Raw genomic sequence first — 14,596 nt, 5'->3', positions numbered from 1 at the left:
TAAGCATGACCGACGGCCCCTTTCTCATTGTGTTACTGGGCGACCAGTTGACGCCCGACATCGCCGCGCTGCGTCACGCGGACAAGGCGCGTATCGTCGTGCTGATGATGGAGGTGGCGGATGAAACCACCTATGTCCGCCACCACAAGGCGAAGATTGCCTTCATCCTGTCGGCCATGCGCCATCATGCCGAACGGCTGCGCACGTTGGGCTGGACCGTCGATTATGTGACGCTGGACGATCCGGCCAATAGCGGCAGCTTCACTGGCGAGGTTGCCCGTGCGATCGAGCGGCACAAGCCCGCATCCATCCATGTGACCGAGGCGGGCGAATGGCGGGTGCGCGCGATGCTCGACAGCTGGGCATTGCGGTTCGGCCTGCCGGTCACGATCCATGAGGATGACCGTTTCTTCTGTTCCCACGCGGAGTTCGACACTTGGGCGGCAGCGCGCAGGCAGTTGCGGATGGAGTTTTTCTATCGCGACATGCGGCGCAAGACCGGGCTTTTGATGACCGAGACGGGCAAGCCGGAAGGCGGCGACTGGAATTATGACGCGGACAATCGCAAGCCCCCGCCCCGGCGCGACCTGCTGATGCCCCAGCCTATCCGCTTCCGGCCCGACGCCATCACGCAGGATGTGCTGGCGCTGGTCGCAGCTCGCTTTGCCGACCATATCGGCAGCCTCGACCATTTCCATTTCGCTGTGACGCATGAGGAAGCGCTACGCCAGCAACGCCGATTTCTGGACGAGGCACTGCCGCGCTTTGGCGATTATCAGGACGCGATGCTGACGGACGAGCCGTTCCTGTGGCACTCGGTCCTGTCGCCCTATGTCAACGCCGGGCTGCTCGATCCGCTGGCGCTCTGCCGCGCGGTCGAGGCGCGCTATCGGGCCGGCAAGGTGCCGCTGAACGCAGCGGAGGGCTTTATCCGCCAGATCATCGGCTGGCGCGAATATGTGCGCGGCATCTATTGGCATGAAGGGCCGGACTATGCGCAGCGCAATGCGCTGGGAGCGACGCGGCCCCTGCCCGGCTTTTACTGGACGGGTGACACGGACATGCACTGCATGGCCCAAGCGATCGGCCAGACCATCGACCATGCCTACGCCCATCATATCCAGCGGCTGATGATCACCGGCAATTTCGCGCTGCTGGCGGGCATCGACCCGCATGCCGTGCATGTCTGGTATCTGGAAGTCTATGCCGACGCCTATGAATGGGTCGAGCTGCCCAACACATTGGGGATGAGCCAGTTTGCCGACGGGGGCCTGCTGGGGTCAAAGCCCTATGCGGCGAGCGGGGCCTATATCAACCGGATGTCGGATTATTGTGCGTCCTGCCGCTATGATGTGAAGCAGCGGGTGGGCGAGGATGCCTGCCCATTCAATGCGCTTTACTGGGATTTTCTGGCCCGCAACGAAAAGCTGTTGGGCGGCAATGTGCGGCTGGCCATGCCCTATCGCAACTGGGCGAAGATGGCACAGGAGGACCGCGCGGCGATTAGGGATCAGGCCGCGCGGTTTCTGGCGTCACTCGATTAATTCGCGCCGCACAGGCTGAGCATACGGCCCGCCAGTTCCCGTTCGCCCATCACCACATGGGGGACGCCGAGCTTTTCGAGATAGTCGACCTCCGCATCGCTATGGGCGCGGGCGATGACAGCCAACTTGGGGTTCAGGCGGATCGCATGTTCGTGGATCGCGCCGCCTTCAAAACCCTCCGGCACGGCGATCAGCAGGTGATGCGCTTCCTTCACGCCCGCTTTTATAAGGTGGCGGTCCTCCAGCGCATTGCCGCGCACCACGGACAGCCCGGCGGCTTGCGCCTCCTCGGCCTTCTCCGCGTCTCCCTCGATCACCACGAAGGGGACGGCGCGCTGGGTCAGGCGGGTGGCGATCAGCTTGCCGACACGGCCATAGCCGACAAGCACGACATGGCCCATCGCCGGGCGCGCAGCGGCGACACGGGCGGCTTCGGCATCGACCTCCTCCTGCTTGCGACCGCGCACCGCCAGCGAGAAGAGGATGGGGTTAAGGAAGATCGAAACGATCGCGCCCGCCAGGATCAGGTCGCGGGCGTCCGCAGGCAGCACGCCAAGGCCTGTCCCCAGCGTCGCAAGGATGAAGGAAAATTCGCCGATCTGCGCCAGGCTGACCGCGATGGTCATGGCAGTGTCGCCTGGTTTGCCGAACAGGCGGACGATGGCATAGGCGGCGATCGATTTGCCGACGATGATGATCGCGACGGTGGCGAGCAGCGGCAGCGGCTGCTGCACCAGCACGGCGGGATTGAACAACATGCCCACCGACACGAAGAACAGCACCGCAAAGGCATCGCGCAGCGGGAGCGTTTCTTCGGTCGCGCGGCGGCTGAGCGGCGTTTCGCCCAGGATCATGCCGGCAAAGAATGCCCCCAGCGCGAAGGACACATCGAACGCATAGGCCGCGCCGAACGCGACGCCCAGCGCGATGGCGAGGACGGCGAGGCGGAACAGCTCGCGCGATCCGGTATGGACGACCCAGTGCAGCGCCCAGGGGATGACCCGCCGCCCGACCACCAGCATCAGCGCGACGAAGCCCGCGACCTTGAGCAGGGTGCCGACCAGAGGCGCGATCAGTGCGCCCGCCCCTGCGCCGGAATCCGCATCATTGATGACGGCGGCGAGGGCGGGCAGCAGGACGAGCGCAAGGACCATCACCAGATCCTCGACAATCAACCAGCCGACAGCGATTCGGCCCCGCCGGGTTTCAACCAGATCAGCGCCCTGCAACGCCCGCAGCAACACGACGGTACTGGCGACCGACAAGGCTAGGCCAAAGACGATGCCGCCCATCAGCGGCCAGTCCATGACATGCGCCAGCGCCATGCCAAGGCCGGTCGCGACAGCGATCTGCACCAGCGCGCCGGGGATGGCGATATGCTTGACCGAGAGCAGGTCTTTTAAGGAGAAATGCAGCCCCACCCCGAACATCAGCAGGATGACGCCGATTTCGGCCAGTTCATTGGCCAGCCCGGCATCGGCCACAAAACCGGGGGTGAAGGGACCGACCATGATCCCGGCGACGAGATAGCCGACCAGCGGCGAAAGTTTGAGGCGATGCGCGATCGCCCCCATGATGAAGGCGACGACAAGACCGGCAACGATGGTGCCGATCAAGGGCGTGTGATGGGGCATAGGCAAATCCTTGTTCCGAACGAAGGCCCGCGCACAGGGGCCGGAGTCGATTCGTCAGGAACAGGCAGGGGGTGCGCGCGCGAGCCTGGTGCGGGAGTGGACGCCGGATCGCACCATCGCTGCTGAGAGAGACAATGCCGGAACGGTACATAGCCGCCAGACGATGAGTAAAGTGGCTGCCGCTACTGCCAGCAGCAGGTGAAAGGCAGAGGGACCATCACCGTCCAGCCGGGCGGTCTGCACTGCCTGCGGAGGGAGCGGCGCGCGCGCCTTGATCACCACATCGCTCGTCGCGGGATTGAAGGCGGACCCTGCGACCCGACTGAGCGGCGGCCCCAGCGGCGCGAGGGCGGAGAGCAAGACGATAGCAACCAACGTCCACAGGGCAGCGATGACTGGCAGGCGTTGACCCGCGAATCCTTTGCTGTCTGCTCCGATGCGCTTCATGCGTGCCACTATCCCTTTATCCGGCCCTTTATCCTGCTATAGATAAGGCAAGGCAGGTGGAAAACCACCCCCTGAACCGGCCCATCGTGGTTGACAGGTCCGAGTCATTCCACTACCGGGCCACATTCCCGCGCGGGTCGGCTAAGGCTTCATGTCTTTGGTGATTTGCGTAAAGCAGATTTGAACGAGAAGAGACAAGCCATGTTCGCTATCGTGCGCACAGGCGGCAAGCAATATCGCGTCGCCGCCGGAGACAAGATCGTCGTCGAGAAAATGGCCGGTGAGGCCGGTGACAAGATCACGCTGGACGACGTCCTGCTGGCCGGTGAAGGCGGCGACCTGAAGGATGTGGCCGGTCTGACCGTCGCAGCCGAGATCATCGCGCAGGCGAAGGGCGAAAAGGTCATCGTTTTCAAGAAGCGCCGCCGCCATAATTATCGCCGCAAGAACGGCCACCGTCAGCGTCACACGATCCTGCGGATCGTGTCGATCGGCAGCGAAGAAAAGAAGGCCAAGAAGGCCGCTGCCAAGAGTGATGACGCGGCCCCTGCCGCTGCTGAAGCCTGATCGCTTCGCGACTAGAATTAGGAGTTTAGACAATGGCACATAAGAAAGCTGGCGGTTCGTCGCGCAACGGTCGTGATTCGGAATCGAAGCGCCTTGGCGTCAAGAAGTTCGGCGGTCAGGAAGTGATCGGCGGCAACATCATCATTCGCCAGCGCGGCACCCGCGTCTATCCCGGCCGTAACGTCGGCATGGGCAAGGACCACACGCTGTTCGCGCTGGGCGAAGGTCGCGTGGTATTCCATGCGGGCAAGCAGGGCCGCAAATATGTGTCGGTAGACGCTATGGCGCAGGCCGCCGAATAACGGACGATCAATGACGGATCGTCCCTCCGCAAAGGGGCGATCCTCCCGACAGGGCCATCAGGCGCAGTCGGTTTTCGAGGGAAAAAGGGGCGCTCCTTCCACAAGGAGCGCCCCTTTTTCATTGTTACGGGGCTCCCCTCCACTTTCCCTCAAGTCCCTGGAACTAAAGCCCTTCCCGCGCGTCATGCGGGCGGGGCCAGTCCGGAAAGCCACAGCGTCGTCAAGCCGTCATCATTGGCGGCTATCGGCGCAGACAAAGAGGAGAGACGAGAATGTTCGCCCGTACCCCCCGCCTGCTCCTGCGTCCGGGCTGGATGGAGGATGCCCCTGCCCTGGCCCAGGCCATCGGCGACCCGGCGGTCCTACGCAACCTGACCCGCGCGCCCAGCCCCTATGGCTTGGCGGACGCACAGGAATTTCTGGCCCGACCGCAGGATGTGCGCCAGCCCAGCCTGCTCGCCTTCACCCGCACCCATGGCGCGCCGCGTCTGGTCGGCGGCTGCGGCGTCATGCGCGCCGAAGTTGGCGGCCATGAACTGGGCTACTGGATCGCCCGTCCCTATTGGGGGCTGGGTTTCGCAACCGAAGCCGCGCACGCGGTGCTGCGCATGGCGCGCGCCAACGGCGTGGGCGACATCCGCGCCGCGCATTTCGCCGACAATGGCGCGTCGGGCAATGTCCTGCGCAAGCTGGGCTTTCGCCATAATGGCCGCGTCGAGCCGCGCTTCAGCCCCGCGCGCGGCGGCACTGCGCCGTGTTTGGTCTTCGAGGAAGGCGCGGTGGCTCGGCAAGGCGATGATCCGGCGATGGATCTGTACGCCGACGCCCTGCCCGCTATGGCGGCTTGATCCTCCCCGCTCGCGGGGAGGTGGCGCGCCGAAGGCGTGACGGAGGCGGAGGGCGTCTGGACGCGAGACTTGTGTCAGACGGCTAGCCCCCTCCACCGGCTGCGCCGGTCCCCCTCCCCGTGCCGGGGAGGAGTAGCCGCCGGTCAAACACTCTAATCACCTTGCCCCCCAGCACCGCGTCGCCCAATGCTGTAAAGCCCAGCTTCTCCGCCACCCTGATCGACGCGCCATTGTCCGGCTCGATGATGCAGCGGATTGCATCCGCCTCCAGATGCGCGTCGGCCCAGCCCAACACCGCCTCCATAGCTTCGGTCGCCAGCCCCCGGCCCCAGGCCTGCGGTCCCAATACCCAGCCCGCCTCCGGCACACCGTCCAACTCCGGCAGGCCACGCGCGGCGCTCAGCAAGCCCGCCTCGCCGATCATCGCGCCGGTCGCGCGATCCTCCATCACCCACATGCCATAGCCCAACAGCGACCACATGCCCGCATAGCGCAGCAGACGAAACCACACCGCCTGCGCGTCCTGCGGCGATCCGCCGATGTGGCGGACGACCTCCACATCGCTCCATAGCGCGCAGCAGGCGGAATAGTCCGCAAGCACGTGCGGACGCAGGATCAGGCGGTCGGTATGGAGCAGCGATGCGGTCATCATGCTGCGATCAAAGGCTGTCGTCCGCCCTCCGTCAAGCCGCGCGCGTTTATCGTCGCGCGCAAAGGTTTAATTTCGCGCCATTAGGCGCTATGGGCGCCCCATGCATTTTCTCGATCAAGCAAAAATCTTCATCAAGTCCGGCTGGGGCGGCCCCGGTGCGGTCAGTTTCCGGCGCGAAAAATATGAGGAATATGGCGGCCCGGACGGCGGCAATGGCGGCAAGGGCGGCGACATCATTTTTGAAGCGGTGCAGGGTCTCAACACCCTGATCGACTTCCGCTACACCCAGCATTTCAAGGCGCAGCGCGGCACGCCGGGCATGGGCAAGAATCGCTATGGCGCGGGTGGCAAGGACTTGGTCATCAAGGTGCCGGTCGGCACCCAGATATTGTCCGATCCCAAGCCGATCGAGGGCAGCGAGGATGAGGACGGCATTCCCGATTATGAGGAACAAGAGGTGCTGGCCGACTTCACCGAGGTGGGGCAGCGCATCACTTTCCTGCGCGGCGGCGATGGCGGGCGGGGCAACATGTCCTACAAGACCAGCACCAACCGCGCCCCGCGCCAGCATGGCACGGGCTGGCCGGGCCAGGAAATGTGGGTGTGGCTGCGCCTCAAACTGCTGGCGGATGTCGGCCTGGTCGGGATGCCCAATGCGGGCAAGTCGACGCTGATCAATCAGGTGACCAATACCAAGGCGAAGGTTGGTGCCTATGCCTTCACCACCACCAAGCCGCAACTGGGCGTTGTGCTGCACAAGCAGCGCGAATTCGTGCTGGCCGACATTCCGGGCCTGATCGCGGGCGCGGCCGAAGGCGTGGGGATTGGCGACCGGTTCCTGGGCCATATCGAACGCTGCCGCGTGCTGCTCCATTTGATCGACGCGACCGGGGACGATCCGATCGAGGCCTTCCACATCGTGCAGGACGAACTGTCCGCTTATGGCGAGGGGCTGGACGAAAAGCCGCAGATCGTGGCGCTCAACAAGGGCGACCTGCTCGGCCCGGAGCTGATGGAAGATATTGCCGACCAGCTGCGCGAGGAAGGCGTGGAGGATGTGTTCATCATCTCCGCCGGCACCGGCGAGGGCGTGGAAGCGCTGCTCGACGCGATCCTGCCGATCGTGGGCCAAGCGCTGGACGATGCAAAGCCTGAAAGCGATGCGCACGAAGAAGGCGAAAGCCCATGGTCGCCGCTCTAGGCGTCAACCCGCCCACCCCCGTTCGGTTCGAGCTTGTCGAGAACGGCGCACATAGTTCTCGACAGGCTCGAACCGAACGGATGTTGTTTTAATCCCATGCCCCCCCTCTCCGGCTTTCCCCCCGCCCTCATCCGCCGTCTGGTGATTAAGATCGGCTCTGCCCTGCTGGTCGATCCGGCGGGGCAGGTGCGGGTGGACTGGTTGCGCACGCTGGTGGCCGATGTCGCGGCCCGCAAGGCGGCGGAGCAGCAGGTCATCATCGTGTCGTCGGGCGCGATCGCGCTGGGCGCGCGGCGGCTGAAACTGCCCAAGGGTGGGCGCGGGAGCCTGGAGGATGCGCAGGCGGCGGCGGCGACCGGGCAGATCGCTTTGTCGCAATGCTGGGCGAGCCTGCTCGACGAACAGGGCATAGTTGCCGCGCAGATGCTGGTTACGCTCGATGATCTGGAAAATCGCCGCCGTTATCTCAATGCGTCCGCGACGCTGGAGCGGCTGATGGCGCTGGGCGTCGTGCCGGTGGTGAACGAGAATGACAGCGTGGCGACCGCCGAAATCCGCTTTGGCGACAATGATCGTCTCGCGGCGCGTATCGGACAGGCGGCACGGGCTGACGCAGTTGTACTGCTGTCGGACGTGGACGGGCTTTACACCGCCAATCCGCACGTCGATGCGGACGCCATGCTGATCGAAACAATAGAGCGCATCGATGCGCGAATCGCCGCCATGGCGGATGGCGGTTCCGCATCCGGCATGGGATCGGGCGGCATGACGTCGAAAATCGAAGCGGCGAAGATCGCGACGGGCGCGGGCGCGCATCTGGCGATCATTTCGGGCAAGGTCGATGCGCCGCTGTCGCACTGGGCGGGTGGCGGCAAGGGGTCGATCTTCCTGGCCGCACCTGCCAAACGCGCGCGCAAGGGCTGGCTGGCCGGACGGCTGACCGTGCGCGGGCGGATTATCGTGGATGCGGGCGCGGAACGGGCGCTGGGCAAGGGCAACAGCCTGCTGCCCGCCGGGGTCGCCAGTGTCGAGGGCGTGTTTGCCCGCGGCGATGTGGTGGATATCATGACCGCCGATGGCCGGGTGATCGCGCGCGGCCTGTCAGAATATGACAGCGACGAAGCGGCGCGGATCGCGGGCAAGCGCAGCGAGGATATCGCCACGCTGCTCGGCCACCTGCCCCGATCCGTCCTGGTCCATCGTGACCATATGGCGATGGTCTGACGCCATGGCATTGCGGATGGTTATGACCGGCGCGACGGGTTTCGTCGGCGCGGAGACGTTGGATCAGGCGCTGGCTGCGGGGCATCATGTCACCGCGCTGACCCGAAAGGCGCAGCCGCCGCGCGCGCGGCTGAAATGGGTGCCGGGGTCGCTGGACGATGCGGCGAGCCTGGATACGCTGGTGCGCGACGCCGATGTCGTGGTGCATATAGCGGGCGTGGTGAATGCGCCTGATCGCGATGCGTTCGAGGCGGGCAATGCGCGCGGGACGATTGCGGTGATCGACGCCATGCGCAAACGCGGGGTTCGGCGGCTGGTGCATGTGTCGTCGCTAGCCGCGCGCGAGCCGGACCTGTCCGATTATGGCTGGTCCAAGGCATTGGCCGAACGCCATGTGAAGGCCAGCGGGCTTGACTGGACCATCGTGCGGCCACCGGCGATTTACGGGCCGAATGACCGGGAAATGCTCGAACTGTTCCGCATGGCCAAGCGCGGCATCATGATGCTGCCGCCGGGCGGGCGGCTTTCAGTGATCGAGGTGGGCGATCTGGCGCGGTTGCTGCTGGTGCTGGCCGGTGAACGCGAGATTAGCCTGACCCACATCTATGAGGCGGATGACGGCACGGTGGGCGGCTGGGACCACAAGGATTTTGGCGCGGCCATCGGTCGCGCCATGGGTCGGGCGGTCCGGACTCTGGCGACCCCCGCCTGGCTGCTGGGCGTGGCGGCACGGACCGACCGGATGATCCGGGGCAAAGGCGCAAAGCTGACACCCGACCGGGTCGACTATTTCTGCCACCCCGACTGGGTCGCCGCGACCGGCGCGCATGTACCGAAACAATTATGGATGCCGCAGGTGCCGACCGAGGCGGGATTGAAGGCGACGGCAGAGGCGTATCGGGCCAAGGGTTGGGTGTAAGTCCGGTCCGCTAACCTACCTCCGTTCGGTTCGAGCTTGTCGAGAACAACGCGCAACCTTCTCGACAAGCTCGAACCGAACGGAGGTAGTTATGGTTCGACCACCTTCTTGGCCCGCTGTTCCGCCAGAAATTCACTGATCGCCTGCCCGCTGGCATTGAGCAGGGGGAAAGTGCGCGCGTCGGACAGCCAGTCGGGACGGCGCGCGCCGCTGCCATACATGGTGTCGTAAACCAGGCTGAAGGCGAGGAAGATGAGCGTCGCGCCGATCAGCCCCTTGACCGCGCCAAAGCCGCCGCCCAGCACACGATCGACCGGACCCAGCACCGACTGGCGCGTGCGGCGACCGATGGCGTGGGCGACCAGCTTGCCCACGGCGAAAGTGACGCCAAACACCAGCACCAGCGCCAGCACCGCAGCGCCACTCTTCGTGCCAACAAAAGCGCTCAGCAAGTCAGTCGCCGACGCATGGAACAGGCGGATCGCAAAGATCGCCAGCACCCAGGCCATCAGCGAGAGGGTTTCCAGCACGAAACCGCGCAGCAACCCCAGCACGGCGCAACCGCCAATGGCGAGCAGGACGAGAATATCGACGGCGTTCATCGCCAGCGTGGCTATCCCCTGCCCAGCATCTGGTCAACCAGTTGGGCCAACGTGCGGAAACCATTGACCGCAATCCCCTTCACCCCGTCGGCGGCGGCAGCCGGAATGAAGGCGCGGTTGAAGCCCAGCTTGGCCGATTCGCGCAGACGCAGCGGCGCATGGGCGACGGGCCGTATTTCGCTCGACAGCGCGATTTCGCCGAACAGCACGACATCGGCTGGCACCGGCTTTTCCGACAGGGCCGACACCAAAGCCGCCGCGACGGCCAGGTCTGCCGCCGGGTCCGACAGGCGATAGCCGCCCGCGACGTTCAGATAGACTTCGCAGGTCGAGAAACTGAGACCACAGCGCGATTCCAGCACCGCCAGCACCATCGCCAGCCGTCCGCTGTCCCAGCCCACCACCGCCCGGCGCGGCGTCGCCCCGCTCGACAGGCGCACGACCAGCGCCTGAATCTCGACCAGCACCGGCCGCGTCCCTTCCAGCGCGGGGAACACCGTCGCGCCGGTCACGCTTTCGTCGCGATGGGTCAAGAACAAGGCGGACGGGTTGGAGACTTCCTCAAGTCCCTCTGCCACCATCGCGAACACGCCAATCTCGTCGGTGCCGCCAAAGCGGTTCTTGATCGCGCGCAGGATGCGATATTGATGGCTGCGCTCGCCCTCGAACGCCAGCACCGTGTCGACCATATGCTCCAGCACGCGCGGCCCGGCGATGCTGCCATCCTTGGTGACATGGCCCACCAGCACCAGCGCGGTGTTGCGCTGCTTGGCGAAGCGGATCAGCTCCTGTGACGAGGCGCGCACCTGGCTGACCGTGCCGGGTGCCCCCTCGATCAGGTCGCTATGCATCGTCTGGATCGAATCGATGATCAGCAGAGCGGGCGGCTCCCCCTCCCCCAGCGTGGTCAAAATATCCCGCACCGACGTGGCGCTCGCCAGCATGACTGGCGCGCTGCCCAGCCCCAGCCGCTGCGCGCGCAACCGCACCTGATCGGTCGCTTCCTCGCCACTGATATAGACCACCGACAGTCCGCGCGACGCGACCCGTGCCGCGGCCTGCAACAGCAATGTCGATTTGCCGATACCCGGATCGCCGCCGATCAGAGTCGCCGATCCCGCCACGATCCCGCCGCCCAGCGCCCGGTCAAACTCGGCAATGCCGGTGCTGGTGCGCGGCGGCAGCTCGATCTTGCTGTCCAGCCCGATGAGCGTGATCGCCCGCCCGCCAGCGTGCAGATCGTGCCGCGCGGAAAAGGCGGTTTCCGGCGCCTCCTCGACAATGCTGTTCCACTCGCCGCAATCCTCGCACTGCCCCTGCCACCGTGCCGCGACGGTGCCGCATTGCTGACAGACGAATTTACGCTTTGCCTTGGCCATGGCGAAGATATGCCGATCACGCGCGAACATTGCAAGAACATCTAGCGACACACTGGAAACATCGCCACGGCTCAGGCATTGAAGCGGCGATGAGAAGAATCCGCGTTGCCAGCTACAATATCCGCAAGGCCATCGGCACCGACCGGCGACGGATGCCCGAACGGGTGCTGGAGGTATTAAGCGAGGTGGATGCGGACATTGTCGCCCTGCAGGAGGCCGACCGCCGTTTTGGCGTGCGCTCTGCCGCGATCCCGCCCGCGCTGATGGAGCGACTGAGCGATTATAAACCCGTGCCGCTCAATGTGCAGATCGATTCGATGGGCTGGCACGGCAATGCGCTGCTGGTGCGCAAGGCCGCGCAGATCGACATGAGCGATGTGCTGCACCTGCCCTATCTGGAACCGCGCGGCGCGACCATGGCGCAAGTGACGCTCAATGGCGTGTCGCTGCGCGTGTTCGGGATGCATCTGGACCTGTCGGGCCTGTGGCGGCGGCGACAGGCCGCAGCGGTGATCCACGCGGCGGCGCAGGGCGATGCGATGCCCACCATCCTGATGGGCGACCTAAACGAATGGAGCGCCAATCGCGGCTGTCTGGCCGACTTTGCCCATCATTACAGCTTCGCACCCTGCGGCCGCAGTTTCCATGCCCGCCGTCCCGTCGCCAGCCTCGACCGGATCATGCATTGCGCCCGCCTGACGCTGACCGACTGCGGCGTGCATGACAGCGCTTCGTCGCGCAAGGCGTCGGACCATCTGCCGATCTGGGCCGATTTGACGGTTGGCTGAATGAACTCCCTCTCCCCGTTCGGGCTGAGCCTGTCGAAGCCCTGCCCTTCTTCGCGAAGAAGGGCGCCCCTTCGACAGGCTCAGGGCGAACGGAATTTGGTTGGTTGCTCTCGACAATAGCCCTGCCCTCTGCGAATCTCCTTGCATGAAGGAGAGGGAACTCAGGCTCGGTCTGGTCTGCTATGGCGGCATCAGCCTGGCGATCTACATGCATGGCATCACCAAGGAGGTGTGGCGGTTAGCGCGTGCCAGTCGCGCCTTCCATGATGGCGTGCCGCCGACCACGGGCAGCGAGGCGATTTATCACAAATTGCTGGCAGACATGGAAGCCGCCAGCGGCGTGCGACTGCGGGTGCTGCCGGACATTATCGCCGGGGCCAGCGCTGGCGGGATCAACGGCATTTTTCTGGCGCAGGCGATCGAGACCGGCCAGTCGCTCGAACCACTGACCGATCTGTGGCTCGACAATGCCGATGTCGACAGCCTGCTCGACCCCGACGCCCGCCCCGCCCGCGCGCTCACGAAGTTCTGGGCGACGCCGCTCGTCTGGATGGCGGCGCGACGACCGGGCGACGCGGTGGAGCGCACCGTTGCCCCGGAAACGCGTGAGGAAGTGCGGATGAAACTGTCCCGCTTCATCCGCTCGCGCTGGTTCGAGCCGCCCTTTGGCGGGGAGATTTTCACCACCCTGATTCTCGACGCCTTCGATGCGATGGCGGCCAGCGAACGCGGCCCGGTGCTGCTGCCCGACGGTCATCCGCTCGACCTGTTCGTCACCGTCACCGATTTTGAAGGCCATCCGCAAAGCCTGACCCTCAACAGCCCGCCGCAGGTGATCGAGACCGAGCATCGCCTGTCGATCGGCTTCCGAGCGCGGGGGCGGGGGACGCGCAGCTTCGCCGACACCGCCGAACTGGTATTCGCCGCGCGTGCGACCGCCAGCTTCCCCGGCGCTTTCCCGCCCTTCACCGTGCGCGAACTGGACCGGGTGTTGAAGCGCCGTCATCGCGTCTGGCCGACACGCGACGCCTTTCTCGCCCGCGCTTTGCCCCGCCACTGGGCGCGCGGCACGGCGGAGGATGCGGTGCTGATCGACGGTTCGGTGCTGGCCAACGCTCCTTTCGCGCAGGCGATCGGCGCGCTGCGTAACCGACCGTCACGGCGGGAGGTTGACCGGCGCTTCGTCTATATCGATCCCAAGCCCGGCCACCGCACCATCCAGTTGAACCGCCATGGTGATCAGGTCGCGGTGCCGACCGGCGAGGACGCGCCGCTGCCCGGCTTCTTCCGCACCATTTTCGGCGCTTTGAGCGACATTCCGCGCGAACAGCCGATCCGTGACAATCTGGAGGCGATCGACCGCCATTCCGCGCGGATCCGCCGGATGCGCCGCATCCTGAACGCGCTGCGCCCCGGTATCGAGGCGGAGGTGGAAGGGGCGATTGGCGGGATGCTGTTCCTTGACCGGCCCACCCCTGCCCGCCTGTCGGCCTGGCGCGCCAAGGCGCAGCAGCGGGCGGCCAGTTCTGCGGGTTTTGCCTTCCCCGCTTATGGTCATCTGAAACTGTCGGGGATCGTGGAATCGCTCGCCACCCTCTTGTTCCGCCTGTCGGGGGAGGACAGCCGGATGCTGCGCGAAACCTACCGCACGGCGATCTGGGCGCAGGTGCGCAAGGATGGCGCGGACCAGTTGAACGACAGCGGCGGGTCAGGTTCCGCCCCCGTCACCTTCTTCCGCACCCATGATCTGGCCTTCCGCATCCGCCGGCTGCGCTTTCTGGCGCGGCATCTGGCCGACACGTTGGAAAGCGACGGCGCGGCGGAGGATGAGGCCGTGCTGGCCATGCATGACGCGATCTACCGCGCGCTGGCCCTCTATGCCGCGTGCGAGGAGAGCGATTTCCACGGCGCCACGGTGCTGGCCGCCGCGCGCACCGTGGCGGGCGACGCCGCCGCCGCGCTGGAGGCGGTGGCGCAGGACCGTGACCTGCGGGCGCGGGACGATGGCGCGGACCTGATCCTGGCCGAAGCCTTCGCTGCGCTTCCCAAGGCAGGCCGCCGGTCCATGCTGCTCGCCTATCTGGGCTTTCCCTTCTACGACATCGCCACCCTACCGTTGCTTCAGGGTGACACTATGGACGAATATGATCCGGTGAAGGTCGACCGGATTTCGCCCGAAGATTGCTCCGCGATCCGGCCCGGCGGAGCGGCCGCCACGCTCAAAGGCATAGAATTCAATAATTTCGGGGCTTTCTTTAGCAGGGTCTATCGGGAGAATGACTATTTGTGGGGCCGCCTGCACGGGGTCGAGCGGCTGCTGGACATCGTGATTTCCGCCATGCCCGCCGCAAGCCGCCTTTCCCCCGACGCGCTGCGCGACTATAGGCGGGCGGCTTTTCTGGCGATCCTGGACGAAGAAGAGTCGCGGCTACCCCATGTCGCGGACCTGATCGCCAGCTTGCGGGAGGAAATCGGGTGAGCAGGCGGTT

At 65.4% G+C, this 14,596-nt stretch carries 14 protein-coding genes; 9 read left to right on the top strand and 5 right to left on the bottom strand.

Going from position 1 to position 14,596, the window contains the following annotated elements; all coding sequences use genetic code 11:
- Nucleotides 1–5: 5 nt before the first annotated feature.
- On the top strand, nt 6–1,544 hold the full coding sequence (locus tag Q0D44_RS00435) for a cryptochrome/photolyase family protein (RefSeq protein ID WP_294130758.1): 1,539 nt from the start codon (nt 6–8) through the stop codon (nt 1,542–1,544).
- On the opposite strand, the gene ybaL is transcribed toward Q0D44_RS00435, so the two are convergent.
- Nucleotides 1,541–3,178, bottom strand: coding sequence for a YbaL family putative K(+) efflux transporter (ybaL, locus tag Q0D44_RS00430; protein ID WP_294130756.1), 1,638 nt, complete (start codon nt 3,176–3,178; stop codon nt 1,541–1,543). The two genes, Q0D44_RS00435 and ybaL, sit on opposite strands and share 4 nt — an antisense overlap.
- A gap of 54 nt (nt 3,179–3,232) precedes the next feature.
- Entirely contained in the window at nt 3,233–3,625 is a 393-nt protein-coding gene (locus Q0D44_RS00425; RefSeq protein WP_294130755.1) for a hypothetical protein, read from the bottom strand.
- 201 nt (nt 3,626–3,826) lie between these two features.
- On the opposite strand from Q0D44_RS00425, the gene rplU reads away from it, so the two are divergent.
- The 3 genes from rplU (at nt 3,827) to Q0D44_RS00410 (ending at nt 5,342) form a co-directional block, all read left to right on the top strand.
- Nucleotides 3,827–4,192 (top strand): 50S ribosomal protein L21, encoded by a 366-nt coding sequence (gene rplU, locus Q0D44_RS00420; RefSeq protein ID WP_217673230.1) that lies wholly within the window; start codon nt 3,827–3,829, stop codon nt 4,190–4,192.
- A gap of 32 nt (nt 4,193–4,224) precedes the next feature.
- On the top strand, nt 4,225–4,494 hold the full coding sequence (gene rpmA, locus Q0D44_RS00415; RefSeq protein ID WP_294130749.1) for a 50S ribosomal protein L27: 270 nt from the start codon (nt 4,225–4,227) through the stop codon (nt 4,492–4,494).
- Nucleotides 4,495–4,766: 272 nt separating this feature from the next.
- The gene (locus Q0D44_RS00410) at nt 4,767–5,342 is read left to right on the top strand and encodes a GNAT family N-acetyltransferase (protein WP_294130745.1); all 576 of its coding nucleotides are present in this window, start codon (nt 4,767–4,769) and stop codon (nt 5,340–5,342) included.
- Nucleotides 5,343–5,424: 82 nt separating this feature from the next.
- On the opposite strand, the gene Q0D44_RS00405 is transcribed toward Q0D44_RS00410, so the two are convergent.
- Nucleotides 5,425–5,994, bottom strand: coding sequence for a GNAT family N-acetyltransferase (locus tag Q0D44_RS00405; protein ID WP_294130743.1), 570 nt, complete (start codon nt 5,992–5,994; stop codon nt 5,425–5,427).
- 100 nt (nt 5,995–6,094) lie between these two features.
- Here Q0D44_RS00405 and obgE point away from each other — a divergent pair, with 100 nt between their 5' ends.
- The 3 genes from obgE (at nt 6,095) to Q0D44_RS00390 (ending at nt 9,338) form a co-directional block, all read left to right on the top strand.
- Complete coding sequence (gene obgE / locus Q0D44_RS00400) at nt 6,095–7,195, top strand: GTPase ObgE (protein WP_294130740.1); 1,101 nt, start codon at nt 6,095–6,097, stop codon at nt 7,193–7,195.
- 96 nt (nt 7,196–7,291) lie between these two features.
- Nucleotides 7,292–8,419, top strand: a complete 1,128-nt coding sequence (gene proB, locus Q0D44_RS00395; protein ID WP_294130737.1) for a glutamate 5-kinase — start codon at nt 7,292–7,294, stop codon at nt 8,417–8,419.
- A 22-nt stretch (nt 8,420–8,441) separates the two neighbouring features.
- The gene (locus Q0D44_RS00390; protein ID WP_294131786.1) at nt 8,442–9,338 is read left to right on the top strand and encodes an NAD(P)H-binding protein; all 897 of its coding nucleotides are present in this window, start codon (nt 8,442–8,444) and stop codon (nt 9,336–9,338) included.
- Nucleotides 9,339–9,427: 89 nt separating this feature from the next.
- Here Q0D44_RS00390 and Q0D44_RS00385 read toward each other — a convergent pair whose 3' ends face one another.
- Both Q0D44_RS00385 and radA read right to left on the bottom strand, forming a co-directional pair.
- Nucleotides 9,428–9,940, bottom strand: coding sequence for a CvpA family protein (locus tag Q0D44_RS00385; RefSeq protein ID WP_294130734.1), 513 nt, complete (start codon nt 9,938–9,940; stop codon nt 9,428–9,430).
- 11 nt (nt 9,941–9,951) lie between these two features.
- Nucleotides 9,952–11,319 (bottom strand): DNA repair protein RadA, encoded by a 1,368-nt coding sequence (gene radA / locus Q0D44_RS00380; protein WP_294131784.1) that lies wholly within the window; start codon nt 11,317–11,319, stop codon nt 9,952–9,954.
- A gap of 89 nt (nt 11,320–11,408) precedes the next feature.
- Between radA and Q0D44_RS00375 the strand changes: the two genes are divergently transcribed.
- Nucleotides 11,409–12,107: an endonuclease/exonuclease/phosphatase family protein gene (locus tag Q0D44_RS00375; protein ID WP_294130732.1), complete on the top strand. Its 699-nt coding sequence runs from the start codon at nt 11,409–11,411 to the stop codon at nt 12,105–12,107.
- Nucleotides 12,108–12,252: 145 nt separating this feature from the next.
- Nucleotides 12,253–14,586 carry a patatin-like protein gene (locus Q0D44_RS00370; protein ID WP_294130729.1) on the top strand — a complete coding sequence of 778 codons (2,334 nt, stop codon included), beginning with the start codon at nt 12,253–12,255 and terminating at the stop codon, nt 14,584–14,586.
- Nucleotides 14,587–14,596: the final 10 nt, after the last annotated feature.

This window comes from Sphingobium sp., from assembly GCA_023266575.1.
Lineage (GTDB): Bacteria > Pseudomonadota > Alphaproteobacteria > Sphingomonadales > Sphingomonadaceae > Sphingobium.
Note: the sequence above shows the minus strand (reverse complement) of the source record. Positions and strands in the feature narration are given on the sequence as shown.

What these genes read in the sequence shown, in the direction of transcription:
- Q0D44_RS00435 (WP_294130758.1), top strand. Translation starts at nt 6, where the DNA reads ATGACCGACGGCCCCTTTCTCATTGTGTTACTGGGCGACCAGTTGACG.
- ybaL (WP_294130756.1), bottom strand. Translation starts at nt 3,178, where the DNA reads ATGCCCCATCACACGCCCTTGATCGGCACCATCGTTGCCGGTCTTGTC.
- Q0D44_RS00425 (WP_294130755.1), bottom strand. Translation starts at nt 3,625, where the DNA reads ATGAAGCGCATCGGAGCAGACAGCAAAGGATTCGCGGGTCAACGCCTG.
- rplU (WP_217673230.1), top strand. Translation starts at nt 3,827, where the DNA reads ATGTTCGCTATCGTGCGCACAGGCGGCAAGCAATATCGCGTCGCCGCC.
- rpmA (WP_294130749.1), top strand. Translation starts at nt 4,225, where the DNA reads ATGGCACATAAGAAAGCTGGCGGTTCGTCGCGCAACGGTCGTGATTCG.
- Q0D44_RS00410 (WP_294130745.1), top strand. Translation starts at nt 4,767, where the DNA reads ATGTTCGCCCGTACCCCCCGCCTGCTCCTGCGTCCGGGCTGGATGGAG.
- Q0D44_RS00405 (WP_294130743.1), bottom strand. Translation starts at nt 5,994, where the DNA reads ATGATGACCGCATCGCTGCTCCATACCGACCGCCTGATCCTGCGTCCG.
- obgE (WP_294130740.1), top strand. Translation starts at nt 6,095, where the DNA reads ATGCATTTTCTCGATCAAGCAAAAATCTTCATCAAGTCCGGCTGGGGC.
- proB (WP_294130737.1), top strand. Translation starts at nt 7,292, where the DNA reads ATGCCCCCCCTCTCCGGCTTTCCCCCCGCCCTCATCCGCCGTCTGGTG.
- Q0D44_RS00390 (WP_294131786.1), top strand. Translation starts at nt 8,442, where the DNA reads ATGACCGGCGCGACGGGTTTCGTCGGCGCGGAGACGTTGGATCAGGCG.
- Q0D44_RS00385 (WP_294130734.1), bottom strand. Translation starts at nt 9,940, where the DNA reads ATGAACGCCGTCGATATTCTCGTCCTGCTCGCCATTGGCGGTTGCGCC.
- radA (WP_294131784.1), bottom strand. Translation starts at nt 11,319, where the DNA reads ATGGCCAAGGCAAAGCGTAAATTCGTCTGTCAGCAATGCGGCACCGTC.
- Q0D44_RS00375 (WP_294130732.1), top strand. Translation starts at nt 11,409, where the DNA reads ATGAGAAGAATCCGCGTTGCCAGCTACAATATCCGCAAGGCCATCGGC.
- Q0D44_RS00370 (WP_294130729.1), top strand. Translation starts at nt 12,253, where the DNA reads ATGAAGGAGAGGGAACTCAGGCTCGGTCTGGTCTGCTATGGCGGCATC.